Consider the following 16,053-nt stretch of genomic DNA (forward strand, 5'->3'; position numbering starts at 1 on the left):
ATTAATACTATATTTTATAAAGTTAACGATATTCATAAGGTTAATAGGAATGATAAAGCCGTATACAAAAGAGGATTTTTATACCATTGAAGGATACGCCTTCCATATGATGTACAACCCTACCGCTTCTCCCGTTATTACATTCCATGTCTATACCCCGCCTCTAGGAGGAGGAATTGTTTCCCCTTTATAAAAATCTGAACCTATTAAACACAAAGGAGAGTATCATGTTTTGCAAAAAGACCCGTTCATTAAAAGTTTGCAGGATGGCCGGAACGTATGGCTGGACGGCAAAAAGATCGATATCACAAAGGACAAAAATTTCACGGGGACGCTGGCTGCCATTTCTGAACTGTTTGCCATGTTCGATGATCCCAAGCTCAGGGACAAGGTAGGCTATCTAAGCCCTAAAACAATGGAATACGTTCATTCGGCCTTCTTTGTCCCTGAATCCTATGAGGACCTGCTAAAGCGGAGAACCGCATTTGAAATATGGAGCCAATCTACAGATGGTGTAATGAGCCGGCTGTCCGATTATGCACGATCGAGATTAACAGGCTGGTATGCTTCCAGGGAAGATTACAGAGCGTTTGATAAAGCCTTCCCTGATAAGATCCGTTCTTATTATGAAGAAGCAAGAGACCGCCATCTTTTCTTAAGTTTGGTACAGAGGGATCCGCAGATAAACCGGTCGGATTCACAGCTCAAAAATATAGAAGATCTTGGCTTGCTTCGGATCACTAAAAAGACAAGCGACGGTGTTTTTTTAAGCGGTGCCAAAATGATTGGTACAGCCTCCCCTTATTCCAATGACATCATTGTTTATCCGGTCGGACATCTAAAAGAAGAGCATAAGCCTTTGGCCCATATGCTGATCGTAGCCGCCCATTCCCCAGGTCTGCACCTGGTCTGCCGTGAATCCTATGCGGCTACTCCGCTCAACAAGGCAGATGCGCCGCTAAGTGCAAGTTACGACGAAATGGATGCCCTGCTGCTTTTTGACAACGTGTTTGTACCGTGGGAGCGCGTGCTGCTCTATGATAATCCTGAAGCCATCGCAAAGATTAATACAGATCCCGTTTCAAACAGCCTGGCCTATCATCAGGCGATCGTCCGTCTATTAAACAAGCTGGAGTTTGTTACTGCTATAGGTTTTGAAATCGCGGAGGCAATCGGAGCGGACGGCTATCTGCATGTCCAAGAGAAACTCGGAGAGCTCATCATGCAGGTAGAAACCATTCGGGCATTAGTTATCGCTTCAGAAAGAGAAGGAAGCTTAAATCCATACAATACGTTCGTCCCTAACTTCACCTATATCCAAACCGCCAGAAACCTCGGGCCCAAATACTATCCCCGTGCCCTTGAGATTCTGCAGCTCATCGGAGCCGGAGGATTCATCCAGTTGCCTTCGAGCGTTCAGGATTTTCAGGGACCCCTCTCTTCCCTGCTGCAAAAATATTTAGTCGGAGCCAATGTGGATGCTGAGAAGAAAACGAAACTCTTCAAGCTGGCATGGGATCTCGTTGGAAGCCCGCTCGGTTCAAGACATGAGCTGTATGAACGCTTCTACGCAGGTGACCCGATCCGCAACATCGCTGTCCAATACAGCACATATGACAAACAGCGCCTCCAAGAAAGAATTCAAAAATATTTACAATAGTTTTTTTGTTGGTGCCAGGCACCGCCGTTACATACTTGTGTAATTGCGGTGCCTGGCACCGTTGCATGTGACAAGTCATAGGTCCAACCACTCAGCTATCCTTAATTTCCACCTGCGGAATTGGTAGATATCTCCTGTTTTCCATTTCAGAAGCACGAATCATTATCATTCACGCTTTTATGTATGTTATTTATTGAATAATCAAATAATTAATTACAGGAGGTTATTATGAAAAATGTTCTTCGTTCCACCTCTTTTTTCCTGGCTATGACACTTGCAGCTGGGCTCTATTCTTCTTCAGACGCCCTGCCAAAAGCGGCAGCTGCTGATGAAACAGAGAAATTCACGCCTTATTACGGATACGGCCCAAGCTATGTTCAGCCCAGCAGCATCTCGTATCTCTTTCCAAAGCCAGCTGAACACTTCTCAACTCCTGCCTTTGAAAAGGGACGACTCCCCTTTACTTCCCAGGAAGAAATGCTCGCCTTTATTAAGAAGCTCGACCACAAAAATAAGCTTGTGACGTTAAAAAGCATCGGCAAATCCCTGGAGGGGCGTGATCTGCCTATCCTGCTCTTCAGCAAAGAAAATCCTGACAAAATAAGAAACAACAAAAAGAAACCGCTAATCTGGATTCAAGGACAAATTCACGGAAACGAACCCGCAGCCGGTGAATCAGTTCTCGTCACCGCTCAGAAGCTTGCCCAAGGCAAGATGGGGAATGTTCTGGACAAAGTAAATGTAGCAATCGTACCTCGTGTTAACCCGGATGGCTCCTACTATTTCAAACGGCAGATTGCCACTAATCTTGACGCAAACCGTGATTATATGAAAGTAGAATATCCAGAAGTACAAGCGGTACATAAAGCGGTCAACGAATATAAGCCTGATGTTGTCCTGGATGCCCATGAGTATACAGTAAACTCACCTCTGTTCAAAAAATTTGGAGAGCAGGGCTCTGTTTCGTCTTATGACCTGCTGATCTCCTCAGCAAAAAACTTGAATATACCGAAGCAGCTGAGAAAAACATCCGACAACTTAGTTCTTAACAAGGTCAAACAGGTGCTCGATCAAAGGAAATTGTCTCATCATGACTATTACACCCTTGATACGGATGATGACGGCCAGCTTGTAGCAACCGAAGGAAGCACAGAAACCCGCATCGGCAGAAACGCTCTTGGTTTAAAGAACACGCTCACCTATCTGATTGAGACCCGTGGCATCAATATTGGCCGTGCTGATTTTAACCGTCGGGTCTATGCACAGGCAACCGCACAGGAGAACTTTATAAAAACCACCGCTGCCGATGCCAATAAAATAAAAACCGCGGTCAAGAACGCACGCCAGGATGTGATCAACAAGGGCAAGGAAGCCAATGATAAAGATACGATCGTAATAAAAAGTGAGAACAAAAGGGTTCCTGATCAGCAGCTTGAAGTGGTAGATCTTGCTCAAGCAAAAAAAGCAAACATTCCGATCGTATGGGAAGATTCTACGGATGCCTATCCTACACTTGAAAGAGAAAGGCCGACGGCCTACATCATGCCTCCGGCTTACCACAGCATTGCACGCAAGCTGGAAACACTCGGAGTTAACGTTCAGAAGCTGCAAGGACCTGTCTCCAAATCTGTGGAACGATACAAAGTAACCGGTAAAAAAGTCTCCACCACTTTAGAAAACGGGCATTATACGAATGAAGTAACGACAGATGTGAAGGAAACCGTCCGCTCCTTCCCTGCCGGAAGCTATGTCTTCAGCATGGGACAGCCAAACGCAAACTTTATTGCGCTTGCACTGGAACCTGAATCCGTCGACAGCTATGTCACCTTTAACTTCATCCCGACAGATGTTGGCGACGAGCTGCCGATTTACCGCTACCTGAGCGAAAGGAAACTGAATGCGAAATAACAAAAAAGCTTCAGCACGGCGGAATATCCGGTATGCTGAAGCTTTTATTTATTTAAGCTCTTAATGTATTTTCGTTCCCTGAACCTGAATGCGGACCACTTCTCATCAACAGAGACAAGTGATACACCTTCATAACCTTTTTCCTGTAGCACATCCCAGCCTTGATCACGGCTGATATCGCTTTTAATTTTGGAACTTTTCTTCGGGTAAGCCACCCAGAGTAAGCCGTCATCCTTCAAATAATTTGTCACATCAGCAGCAAATTGCTTAAGGTCTCCTGAATCCTTTGCAAAAAGCAAAATCGTATCCAGCTCTCCTTCAGGCCGATCAATAAGCCTTGCCCCTTCAGGAAACTCTTCTTTCGGGAGGCTAAAACCTTCTGGCGCGTTCAGTACAGCCACCGAATAGCCTTTTTTAATCTGTAATTTTTTCAAAAGACCCATCGTCAGTTCGTCCTCTCTGGTTTTAGAATCGTAAAGTCCTGCCATTCATACGGAAGAAGCGCCTGATACTGCTGGGTTAAAAACCGGTCATCAACAAGAACGATCGTCCCACGGTCGGTTTCTGAGCGGATCAGTCTGCCCCCAGCCTGCAGCACCTTATTAATGCCAGGATATACATACGAGTAATTATAGCCATTTTTCCCTCGGGATGAAAAATAATCCTTAATGATATTTCGTTCCAGCCCGAGCTGAGGAAGCCCGACCCCAACTACAATCACACCGTTAAGCCTGTCACCGACAAGGTCCACACCTTCTGAAAAAATGCCGCCCATCACCGCAAAACCGATCAGTGTTTCCTGCGTATCTGCCTGAAACGAGTTTAAAAACTGTTCCCGCTCCTCTTCTGACATTCCAGTCGACTGAACCATTGATTTTAGAGGGAAATCCTCATTCAAAAACTGCTCGTACACATCGTTCATGTATTGATAGGAAGGGAAAAACACAAGAAAGTTTCCTTTATTTTCTCTCACAACCTGATAAATCATGTCTGCGATCGGCTCTCTTGTTTTTTCTCTGTCACGGTATCTTGTGGATAACGGCTGGATATAGATTTGAAGCTGTTCCCGTTCAAATGGCGATGGAATGGCCAGTGCATAATCTTCATCACGAAATCCGATCATATCCTTGTAGTAATCGATCGGTGTAAAGGTGGCCGAAAAAAAGATACTCGAACGATAACCTTTGCCCATTTGTTGAAGCAGAACAGAAGGATCGAGGCAAAACATTTTAATCTTCACTTCACTTCTTTCATATTCCGCATATGTGACATACCGCTGGTCATAGAGCTTTGAGATACGGATAAAGCTTTGTGCGGCAAAGTACGTATCGAGCAATAGCTGCTGACCCTCTCCCTCTTTTTGGGTCAGCAGTTCTTTTTCTGCAGAAACAATAAAGGTTTCCAAAAGCTCTATCAGTTCTTCCGGCTTGTCGTTCATCACAAGGCTTCTCGCATCACCGCATCTTTTTTTCATAGAAAGACCGAAGTCATTGACGGTTTTGGCCGCCCTTTGGAGCTCTGCATTGCTGCCTTTATATTCACGCGAAACGTTCAGAAAAGCCGACTTGTAAATTTCAGCAGAATACATTTCCCGGCCCCGGTCGACAAGATTGTGGGCTTCATCCACGAGTAAGGCGGTTTGCTTTTTCTGCTCTTCAAAGAAACGCTTTAAAGATACCCTTGGATCAAATACATAATTGTAATCACAAATGACCGCATCGGCACCATACGCCAAGTCAATGGAAAACTCGAACGGGCAAAGCCGGTGTTTGATCGCATACTCCTGGATCGTTCTGCGGTGAATGACCGTTTCGTTTGCCAAAATGTCCAGCACGGCGCCGTTTACACGATCATAATATCCATCAGCAAACTCGCAGTACTCTTTTTGGCAGACTGCCTTATCCTTCAGGCACATTTTGTCCTTGGCAGTCAGGGTGACCGTGTGCAGGCGAAGGCCTTTTTCCTGCATGAGCAAAAAAGCTTCCTCAGCCGCCTCTCTTGTGATCGTCTTTGCCGTCAAATAAAAGAAGCGCTGCATCAGGCCTTCACCGATGGCTTTAACTGCAGGAAATGTGGTCGACATCGTTTTACCGATTCCTGTCGGTGCCTGGGCGAACAGATTTTTACCTTCGGCGATTGTCGTGTAGACCGCCCCTGCCAGTTTCCTCTGCCCTTCACGGTACCGGTCAAATGGAAACGGCAGCTCTTTGATACTGTAATCCCGTTCTTTCCGGTGGCTTACCAGCAGCTGGGCATAAGGTGCGTATACTTTTACTGTTTCCTCAAGAAAAAGTTTGAGCTCATCAAGGAAAAATACTTTTTTAAACCGCTTCTTTTCCTGGGTTTCCACCTGCACGTATGTCAGCTGGACATGTATGGCATTGAGTCCGTGGTCCGAGGCATATATACAGGCATAAACCTTCGCCTGTGCCCAATGGACAGGATAGGTATCCTCTTCAATGGTATTCAAGTCACGAGACGTTGATTTTATTTCATCAATCGTTACCTCATCATCAGAAAAAAGCAGACCGTCGCATCTTCCTTCAATAAGAAAAGAAAGATTGTCCTGGACCATTTCGATCTGAACAAACACTTCTTTCTGATCAGATTCTGCGTATGTCTGCTGTATTTTTTGATGAGCTCTCGTACCTTCCGCCAGTGTGCTGGCGGTACGGAAACGCGAATCGATGCTTCCGCTTCTGTATACGTATTCGACAAGGCCTCGAACCGAAACTTTTACAATGTCCAACATGTTATCACCATTCCATAAGTTCTCTTAAGAGAAGTGTAACAGAAATAGGGAGCTATAGGCTGATTTGAACGTTTTGCACAGCCGGCAGCCGCAATGTAACTTCCGTGCCCTTTCCGACTTCGCTTTTGAAAGAAACTTTGCCTTGCATAGATTCTATGATTCTAACAGACACCGTCGTTCCCAGCCCTGTTCCCTTATCTTTTGTCGTATAGAACAGCGTACCGATTCTCGAAAGCTGTTCTTCCGTCATCCCTTTGCCTGTATCCGCTACGGTAATTAATGCCTGATTTCCCGATAGTGCAAGACTGACAGTGACTGTCCCCCCGGAAGGTGTCGCTTCAATCGCATTTTTAATAATGTTAACGAACGCCTGCTTCAGCTGATTTCGGTCTGTGAACAAAAAAAGTGACGGCTTTAAATCGCTTTTCAGCTCTACGCCTTGCTTGAGAGCCAGCGCATTGAGAAGCATAACAACATCGGACAGGACTTGTGACAAGGAGAAATCTTCCAGCTTTTTAAATTCTGGTTTGGCAAAATTTAAATAGTCGCTGATGATTACTTCAGCACGCCCTAATTCGCTTAACACAAGCGGAATATACGGGTGGTTATTGTCTTTATCATCCTGTTGCATAAGCTGAAGGAACCCCTTTACAACGGTAAGAGGATTTCTCACTTCATGAGCAATCGAGGCAGCAAGCTCTCCCATCGTGTTCAGCTTTTCTGCCTTTTCAATCTCCTGCTTCATCAAGGAACGTTCAATGACCAGCTCATTCAGCTTAGAGGCTGTTCCTACTCCTATCACCTGAAGGATGCCGAACGAAAGAACATGAGATATCGTTGTCATGAAATCCCCATCTGCTGTTCCATAAAAAAAGGTATAGGAAATGAGGATCGCAATTTGGACAAAAGAAGGCCAGACGCCCATTAACATTGCTGCCTTCACCCGTTTACCTGCATGATAGACACTGAATTTTTTGCTGAACAAAAATGGGATAACCGCGGCTAATACAACTCCGGCCAATGCAAACACCACTGCATCCCCGCCCATTGCAGCTCTGACGATTAGAATTGTACCCAAAACCATTCCGCCTGCTATTCTACCTCCATAAAGAAAGGCAAGCACCAGAGGGGCGTACCGTAAATCCCAATAGAGGTCTCCTTCGTAAAAAGCAAACAGAATACAAAGTGTTGCAGAGATACTTTGCAAGGTTCCGTAAAGGTAAGGGGATGTTGAAACCTGCTTTTTCTCAAAAAAGAAACTGTAGCTTAAGATTGGAGCCAAAACAATCAGCACATGTAGAAGGAGTTTTTCTATCAGCATCAGTTTATCTCCCAACGAGTTTAGTTACCTATTAATTACGACAAAAAATTACTTTACCCTGCCAAAAAATGAGATAATTGTCCTATTCTGAAATTAAAAAAAGGGGCTGTCCAGAAAGTCGAAAATTGACCTTCAGACAGCCCCTTTTTGGCTTGAAAAATCTTCAATGAAAAGTTAATTGAAGTGGAAGATGCGAGACTCCTCGAAAATGAACTTCACATTTTCTTCGTGCACGCTGCCGAAGCCTTCCTTGTCCTGCGGGACTAGCGTGACAGGTGAGACTTGCACCAAAAAGTAGGCGTTCACGCCGGTAAGGCTCACCGCACGCCCCGCGGAAAGCGAGCAGCCTGGAACGGAAATCAACAGCTTACAGACTTCTTGGACAGCCCCTCTTAGTTACGATGCCTTTTTCTTTGTGCTCTTTTTATCTTTTACTACTTCAAAAATCTGAACAGATCCTGCTTTAGAGACAATGGTCAGATCGTCTTTCTTTCCAGGCCGGATAACATCCTTTTTGTTCCATACACTCTTTAGTACGAGATCATTCTTATCATCAAATGATTTCTTCAGTGTTACTTTTTCTTCACTTCCGTTGTTCAGAACAACAAGGAAGCGGTCATGCTTATTGCTTCTTTCATAAATGATGACTTGGTCATCAGAATACCACTCTTTATACTTTCCTGTACGGAGCGCAGGTTCATCGTTTCTCAGTTTAATTAGTTTCTTATAATACTGCTTTAAGGAAGCATTTTGATGCGCTTTATCCCATGGCATCATCTCTCGGAAATAGCGGTCCTTCCACTCGTCAACTTTGTTATGATCCTTGCTTTGTGATAAGCCAACCTCAGTTCCGTAGTAGATGATTGGTGCTCCTGGAAGTGTAAACTGCGCCGCAGCTGCCTGTTTCAGTTTGTTCACATCACCGCCGGACTCGAATAAAAAGCGCGGCATATCATGGTTGTCCAAGAACGTTCCCATCAAATATTCTGAGTTGTATGTTTTTTGGTTCAAGCGGATCGCATCACTCAGTTCATTCATCGACTGCCCTTTTGCGAACACATCAAGCAATGCGCCCTGCATCGGGAAATCGAGAGCGCCGTCAAGTTTGCCGGAGTAAGTGTTGATCTTTTCACGGCTGTCCCAAACTTCTCCATAAATAAAAGCGTTCGGCTTAAGTTTTTTCACAGTATGCCTGAAATCCACCCAGAAGCTATAGCTTGGGCCCTTGGCATAATCGAGCCTGAAACCGTCGAAGCCAAGATCGTTCAGCCAGAAAGGAACGACTTTATTCATCATATAGCTCCGAGTTGCAGGATTGTCGTTGTTCAGTTCTGGAAGTTCTGTTACACCGTAGAATGTTTTATAGTCTGTCGGCCATTTCGTAAAGGTGTACCAGTTGTAATACGGGCTGTTTGTTCCATTTTTCAAGGCGTCCTGGAAGAACGGATGCTGGTTGGACGTATGGTTCGGAACAAGGTCATAAACCACTTTCATACCCTTTTTGTGTGCTTCTTTAATAATTTCCTTCATGAGTTTGTTGTTTCCAAAACGCGGATCAATCTTCATAAAGTCTGCCGGATGATAGCCGTGTGAATACGGCCCTTTGTAGATCGGCGAAATCCAGATGGTGTTGACACCAAGATCCTTAATGTAATCAATTTTATCCTTAACACCTTGAAGGTCGCCGCCCATCCATCCTTTTAACCGCTCATCATAGGAAAGGTTAGGATCAACAGGCTCATTGTTCATCGGATTTCCATCCATAAAACGGTCTACAAAAATATGATAGATGGAAGCATTTTTTGCCCATTCAGGAGATTTATAGTCATCTACATAATAGGCGAATTCGGTAGCGTCAGCAGACAGAATGCTGTTCGTGTCTGCAAACTGCGAACCTTCGCCGTCTGTATTCCAAACATCGATCTTGTATTTAATCCTTGTGCTGTCTTTTTGTTTTGGAATGGTTCCACTAAGCACAGACTTATATAATCCATCTCCAAGACTTGTTTTCGAGACAGCATACATTGGGACAAAAGTTCCGTTCTTTGCAATGCCCCTTTTCCCTGCAGGAGTGGAACCGTCTGTTGTAAAGTAGATTCCGCCTTTATTCACCTGCCCGTAATGCTCTACTGTCGTCTTGACCATTACATTTTCTTTATGGTTCGGAATGAAAGGCTTATAGTTAAAGTTATGCGTTACGCTCTTCGCAACCGGCACACCGCTCCATTTCTCTACTTCATCATTCACCGGCTCGCCCGCTTCGGTGAATACTGCTTTACGCGGTTCACTTTTTACCTCTTTATACTTTTCATCACCGAGCGCGTAATAATAGGAGAAGGATTGGCCGGGTTCACCTGTTAGCTGGATGCTGTATTTCTGATCTCCCGCCTTTTTCAGGCTGGTTACTGAATAGTTATAACCGTTCAAGCTTGTCCCAACGGTTACATTCGCCCAGTCGGGTGTGGATTTTGGAACCGTCACGTTCAGTGTTACTTTCCCTTTGCCTTCTAAGAGAATTATATCTACTTTTCTTTCATCGTCCGGATGAAAGACGAAAACATAGCTTCCTGTCTGTGGTGGCGTAAACTCCAGATTGCTGCCATCCATCCATTGATCGTCTCTTACGTACTTAAACTCAAGCTTGCTGCCTCCGGTAAGCGGAATCGGATTGCTCTTCCATGTCCCATCCTGCTGCATTGTCAGCGGATTATTGTCAGAACCCCAATCCAATGGAGACAAACTTCCCCTTACTACCACTTTTTGATAGCTGCTCGCATCAGCCGCTTTAGGCAGCTGAACCAATACGATCCCTAAAAGCAGCACCAATGACATCAATATGCCAAATCCCTTTTTCAAATAGACTCCTCCTTTTGAGCAGTTTGTGCAACTATGCGCAAACGCTTTCACAAACCTTTACTAAAAGTGTAGCCGCGATGACAGAATTATGCAATAACTATTTTAATAAATGGCTGTTTTCTAAAAGATTGTTGTTTTTGGGTAATATTTGTAAAGAGCCTTCATTGATAAGTTGATTGGAGTGTAAGTGCGAGACTCCTGCGGGAGCAGCGGGACAGGTGAGACCCACAGGCGTAAAGTGCTCACATTACCCCTCGCGGAAAGCGAGCATCCTGAAACGGAAATCAACCACTCCTAAGAGCAACAAAGTTTACGAAAACAGCCTAATAAAAAGAAAAAAGCCTGCAGACGAAATTACATCTGCAGGCTTTTTGATTATCCGATCTGCTCTAATAATTGATACGCTTCATCTACAAATTGCACATTCAATAACTCGTTTCTGAATGCTTCATCCATGAGTTTGATAGAAAGCATCTGCAAAATTTTTAAATGTTCGTTTCCTGCACTTTCTTCCGGCACGGCAATCATGAACACCAACTGGGCGTTTTCTCCATCAACGCTGTTCCAGTCTACACCAGTCCGGCTCAGGCCAAACGCAACTCTTGGAGAGGTGACAGCATTTGATTTCCCATGAGGGATTGCGACCTTAAAACCAATGCCTGTGCTTCCTTCCTTCTCCCGCTTTTCAATCGCTTTTTTAAACTTACGCTTGGATTTCAAAGCATCGGACTGTTCCAGCTTCTCAATCATATGGTCGATCACTTCATTTTTTGTTGAACCCTTCAAGTCAACATCAACCAGGTCTTTGTTCATCAACTCTGTCAGTTTCATGCTTGTCACTCCCTGTTAAGCTACGATTTTCTTTAATGTATTAACCAAGAACGCTGTTACGGCAACGCCCGCTATAATGCCGATAAAGTACATGAGCGGATGGCTGATCGCACCTAGCACCGCAACAATCGGTCCTCCATGAGGTACGTTGTTTCCGACATGGCCGAGCATAGCGATCGTAGAAGCGACCATCGACCCTGCCATAATACTTGGAATAACGCGCAGCGGATCCTTTGCCGCAAACGGGATAGCACCTTCTGTAATTCCGACGAGACCCATTGCCAATGCTGCTTTCCCGGCTTCCTGTTCCGCTTTTTCGTATTTTTTCTTATTGAGCAATGTAGCAAGACCCATTCCAAGCGGCGGAACACAAATCGCTGCCGCAATTGAACCCATGATATGAACATTTCCTTGTCCGATCATACTCGCTCCAAAAAGGAACGCTACTTTATTCACCGGGCCGCCCATATCAAAGGAAATCATGGCACCTAGAATCAGTGCGAGGATAATGCTTGAAGCGCCCTGCATGCCATTAAGGAAGGCGGTGAGCCAATCCATCAGGCTGGCAATCGGTGCACCTACTACAAAAATAAACAAGCTGGCAACAACAAGTGAAGCAAGTAAAGGAATAACCAGAATTGGCATAATCGGCTGGATGACCCTCGGAACCTTCCAGGACTTGATCCACTTCGCAACATAACCGGCAACAAAACCAGCCAAGATGCCTCCAAGGAATCCTGCACCTGCTTCACTTCCATAAAAGCTTCCGTTAGCTGCGATATAACCGCCGATCATCCCTGGAGCAAGCCCCGGGCGGTCCGCAATACTCATGGCGATGAAACCAGCGAGAATCGGCACCATAAACGTAAAGCCCGCGGAACCGACATCCATGATCTGCTTCCAGACCGAATCTTTCGGAATCTGGAGTCCGCTGTCCGTCGGATGTCCTCCGATTGCCAGGGACAAAGCGATCAGCAGCCCGCCGACCGCAACAAACGGAATCATATAGGAAACACCGTTCATCAAGTGGCGGTAAAATGGATTCTGCTTATCTTTACGTTCCTGCTTCACTTCATTGATGGACTTAATGTCACCTTTATACTCCGGCACATCTCCAGTTTCAAAACGTTTGATAAGTTCCTGTGCTTTATGAATTCCATCCTGTACACCTGTGACGAGTACTTTTTTTCCAACAAACCGGCTCTTATCCACCGCTTTATCTGCAGCAATAATAATACCGTCCGCCTGCTGGATCTCTTCTGGAGTGAATTCATTTTCCACCCCGATGGACCCTTGGGTTTCTACCTTTATTTCAACTCCTAACGCTTCGGCTCCCTTACGCAAACTTTCGGCCGCCATATACGTATGAGCAATCCCATTAGGACACGAAGTAATTCCTAATAACTTCATTTTCCGTACCTCCGCTGTTCATTAGTCTGTCATATCTATGAACCAATTGTAGCTTAGTAAATACGGGAAATAGATTTTTTATTTACCGTAAGTTCCGGCAAAAACGAATTATATAAAAGCGTTTTCAATTATGATTGCTGCAGGAATTCGAATGATTTAGCCGAATGTAATGAATCGGTAAATTTTCTCAATACTTTTTAAAGGACTGAAATCATGGGATATATTATGGACTTGCGGAAATTGATCGGAAGCCGGCCGATAGTTATGACAGGTGCTTGTGTACTTTTATTGAATGCTGAGGGACAGCTGCTGCTTCAGCATCGGAAAGATAACGGTTTATGGGGCTTGCCGGGCGGCTCATTAGAACCTGGAGAAACCCTTGAGGATGCGGCGAAAAGAGAGCTCTTTGAAGAAACAGGATATTCGGCCTGCAGCCTTGAACTGCTTCACGTGTTTTCCGGTGAAGAGTTTTATTATCAATATCCTCATGGAGACGAGGTATATAACGTTGTCGCTGCTTATATCTGTACTGACTATGAAGGTAGTACCGTAATTGACGGGATTGAAGTACAGGATGTTCGCTTCTTTGATTTGAACCATCTTCCCGAAGCGATGGGCGGCCCTGACCCGCTTGTCATCGATTATTATTTAAAAAAGACTCTTTTATAAAGGATTATTGTTTCTGGGACATTTTTGTAAAAAGCCTTGGAGCAGCGGGACAGGTTAAAAGAGGATGCATTCCCCGTTTCCGGCAAACCCCCGGTGCGGACTAGCTTTTTAAGTATTTTTATAAAAATGGATGAGTTTAGCCATCTTTTGGGTTCTTTTTTGGAAGAAAATAAATGAATTTGAGTAAATGATAGTGAGCTGGTTTGACTGGGGGCTTGATTGGAGGAGATTCACTTATTTATGTGCCGTATCCTAAATAAAAAGACTCATTTTTGGAATAATAGGGATTTAATAATGGTCGACCTCCATTTTCTATTCTCGAAATAAATGGATGTATTCTCGAAATGGACTCATTTATTCTCAAAACAAACCCACTTATTCTCGAAAATAGCTCTTTTATTCTCGAACCGTTTATATGCGACATCAATCGACACGTTTTGACACATTTATTTCCACATTCATCTCCCTGCCTACCTCATCCACCGGCAAGCCTAATTCCCAAAAATAAAAATCTGGAGAAACATGAATGTTCTCCAGATTTTTATACTTTCTTATCTTATTAGCTAGGAAGCTGCCCCTTTAAAATAATGCATAAATATTTTCAGCAGTTTCTTCTTCTGCCACTTCACGAATAAATGATGGGTTCTCCGTCAAATGAGATATCTCCTTGAAAAGGTCTTTCAAGAGGTATCTTTTTTCATTGCTCATGCCCAGCAAAAATACGATTGACACACTTTCTTTCCCCCACTTAACGGGATTTCTAAAAACCGACATCCCAATAACTGCTTCTTTCACAAGATTCGGGTTTCCATGAGGGATCGCCACACCGCCTCCCACTGCCGTTGACGATTGTTCTTCTCGGTTCAGGACGCTTTCTTTGTAGCTGCCTTTTACGAATCCGAGTTCCTCCATTTGATGAACCATTGACTTTAAAATATCTGCATGGGCTGCCTCACGGGAATGAACCGATATAAGCTCTGAATGCAGCAGCTTTTTTAAGTTCGGATAGCTGCTATGCGTATCGATTTGCGAGCCGTTTTGAATCCAATGTTCAATTTCTTTCTCCTCCTCTTCGGTCATAAGAGGAGACACGACTATCACTGGCACATCCTGATAAGAGAAAGGGACCGTGCTGATCACTAAATCCGGCTTCTTCTCTTTAATTTCAACAGGTGCTTCACTGACCGACGCTGTTCCTGCGATCTCAATGGAATGGAACTTCCGCTCAAGTTTGGTCACGATGAGCTGGGACATGCCGATTCCCATCGTACATATGACGAGCACCTTCAGATGACGGGCGCTTTTTTTCTTGAACCGTTCTACCGAGGCTTGAAAATGAAGCGTCAGATAAGCGATTTCTTCTTCAGGGAGCGATTTTTTCAGCTTTTGTTCAACAACCGGCAACGCATAATAAATCATCTCAAACATCGTCATGTACATTTTCTTGATCTCATCTGCCATAGGATTGGAAAACGGCAGGGCATAATCCAGTCGATGGAACGTGGTCTGCAGATGGCCTGCCAATCCGGCAAGCAAGAGCTCATCATTCGTAAAATCAATATCCGTAATCTCAGAAACAGCCTCGATCAGCTTCTTGGAAAACTCCAGTACAGCAGCATCAAATCCAGCTAGTTCTTTCTCCAGTTTTCCCCTGTCCTTAGCGTGATAATAAACTTTTGTGCCAAGAACCCGGATCGTGATATAGACGGCTTCCTCCTGTGGGAGTTTAACGGCCATTGCCTTTTCAATATCCTTTAAAAAAGCTCCAACAGCCGGGTATTCTTTCGTTTGTTTAATCCGCTCCTCCTCATCCGGAGAAATCGTAATTTTACTGCCCGTCTTCACCCTTTTAATTGAAATCAGAATATGAGTAATCAAGTTTTCAAGCGCACTTTCTGTGAACGAATAGCACAGCTGCTGCTCTAATTTCTTAAGGCTGCTTCTCACGAAATCAATCTCATGAGGAGCAAAGATCCGGTTCACGAAGTTTTTTTCTTCTTCTGCTGCATGAATCAGCATACCGGTCAATCTGGATAAAGCATCACGCCTGTTTTTTTCGTTACCGTCCACCCTCAAACCAACCTTTTGTTTAAGCTGCATCTCCAGATTGAACGACTTAAGCCAATCCTCCATCTGCTTGATATCATGCCTCACAACTGTTTTGCTGACGTAATACTTTTCTGCCAGCTCCTGAAGCGTCGTATCTTTATTTTTTAAGAGAAGCTGGCGCACGATGCTCATTCTTCTAATGCTGTCAGCCATTACAGTGTCTGCTGCCTGCTCCTTTTTAGAGATATCCATTAAATTTGAGATTGCAGAGGCTGTACCCTCGAGATAAACACCTACTCCGCGTCTTCTTATCAAGCGGACGTCTGATGCCTGCTTCAGCCATTGGTCAATAACCTTACAGTCATTCCGGATTGTTTTTTCAGAACAATCCAGTTCGGAAGCAATATCATCTACTGACACGCTTCCTCCGCTTTTTAATAAAAAAGAAAGCAGTCTGTTTTGTCTATCAATCACTTCATCACCTGCTCCTGCCATTCTCTGTCTTATGTCTTAAGATGGCCTATTCCCTAAGATTCATAAGTTTGCTTCCCTTCTTAGTCTAGGTCTTTAGATACGGAAGTCAATGTTTTATGTTTG

10 protein-coding genes and 1 pseudogene are annotated in these 16,053 nt (G+C 44.4%); 3 read left to right on the plus strand and 8 right to left on the minus strand.

Translation table 11 applies throughout. The annotated features are described in order from the left end of the window. The first annotated feature begins 232 nt into the window (after nt 1-232). Both AR335_RS18635 and AR335_RS18640 read left to right on the plus strand, forming a co-directional pair. Nucleotides 233-1,660, plus strand: a complete 1,428-nt coding sequence (locus AR335_RS18635) for a 4-hydroxyphenylacetate 3-hydroxylase family protein (protein WP_062238684.1) — start codon at nt 233-235, stop codon at nt 1,658-1,660. Nucleotides 1,661-1,888: 228 nt separating this feature from the next. Beyond that, a complete protein-coding gene (locus tag AR335_RS18640) occupies nt 1,889-3,568 on the plus strand; it encodes a M14 family metallopeptidase (protein WP_062238687.1) in 1,680 nt (559 codons plus the stop codon). Nucleotides 3,569-3,612: 44 nt separating this feature from the next. Here AR335_RS18640 and AR335_RS18645 read toward each other — a convergent pair whose 3' ends face one another. From AR335_RS18645 to AR335_RS18670, 7 genes and pseudogenes are all read right to left on the minus strand, one after another. Continuing rightward, nucleotides 3,613-4,011: a DUF3052 family protein gene (locus AR335_RS18645; RefSeq protein WP_062238689.1), complete on the minus strand. Its 399-nt coding sequence runs from the start codon at nt 4,009-4,011 to the stop codon at nt 3,613-3,615. A gap of 2 nt (nt 4,012-4,013) precedes the next feature. Continuing rightward, nucleotides 4,014-6,320 (minus strand): ATP-dependent DNA helicase, encoded by a 2,307-nt coding sequence (locus AR335_RS18650; protein WP_062238691.1) that lies wholly within the window; start codon nt 6,318-6,320, stop codon nt 4,014-4,016. A 52-nt stretch (nt 6,321-6,372) separates the two neighbouring features. Then, nucleotides 6,373-7,641, minus strand: a complete 1,269-nt coding sequence (locus AR335_RS18655) for a sensor histidine kinase (protein WP_062238693.1) — start codon at nt 7,639-7,641, stop codon at nt 6,373-6,375. Between the two features lie 174 nt (nt 7,642-7,815). Beyond that, entirely contained in the window at nt 7,816-8,004 is a 189-nt protein-coding gene (locus AR335_RS24420; protein WP_156419090.1) for a hypothetical protein, read from the minus strand. Between the two features lie 33 nt (nt 8,005-8,037). Further along, nucleotides 8,038-10,497, minus strand: a complete 2,460-nt coding sequence (locus tag AR335_RS18660) for an alpha-amylase family glycosyl hydrolase (RefSeq protein ID WP_156419091.1) — start codon at nt 10,495-10,497, stop codon at nt 8,038-8,040. A gap of 120 nt (nt 10,498-10,617) precedes the next feature. Further along, a complete protein-coding gene (locus AR335_RS24425; RefSeq protein WP_156419092.1) occupies nt 10,618-10,785 on the minus strand; it encodes a hypothetical protein in 168 nt (55 codons plus the stop codon). A gap of 87 nt (nt 10,786-10,872) precedes the next feature. Beyond that, nucleotides 10,873-12,738 (minus strand): annotated as a pseudogene (locus AR335_RS18670) (fructose-specific PTS transporter subunit EIIC). A gap of 213 nt (nt 12,739-12,951) precedes the next feature. Here AR335_RS18670 and AR335_RS18675 point away from each other — a divergent pair. After that, nucleotides 12,952-13,407: an NUDIX hydrolase gene (locus AR335_RS18675; protein WP_062238700.1), complete on the plus strand. Its 456-nt coding sequence runs from the start codon at nt 12,952-12,954 to the stop codon at nt 13,405-13,407. Between the two features lie 579 nt (nt 13,408-13,986). On the opposite strand, the gene AR335_RS18680 is transcribed toward AR335_RS18675, so the two are convergent. Continuing rightward, nucleotides 13,987-15,930, minus strand: a complete 1,944-nt coding sequence (locus AR335_RS18680; RefSeq protein ID WP_199805109.1) for a BglG family transcription antiterminator — start codon at nt 15,928-15,930, stop codon at nt 13,987-13,989. Between the last annotated feature and the right edge of the window lie 123 nt (nt 15,931-16,053).

The organism is Fictibacillus sp. FJAT-27399 (assembly GCF_001510655.1).
GTDB classification, from domain to species: Bacteria; Bacillota; Bacilli; order Bacillales; family Fictibacillaceae; genus Fictibacillus_C; species Fictibacillus_C marinisediminis.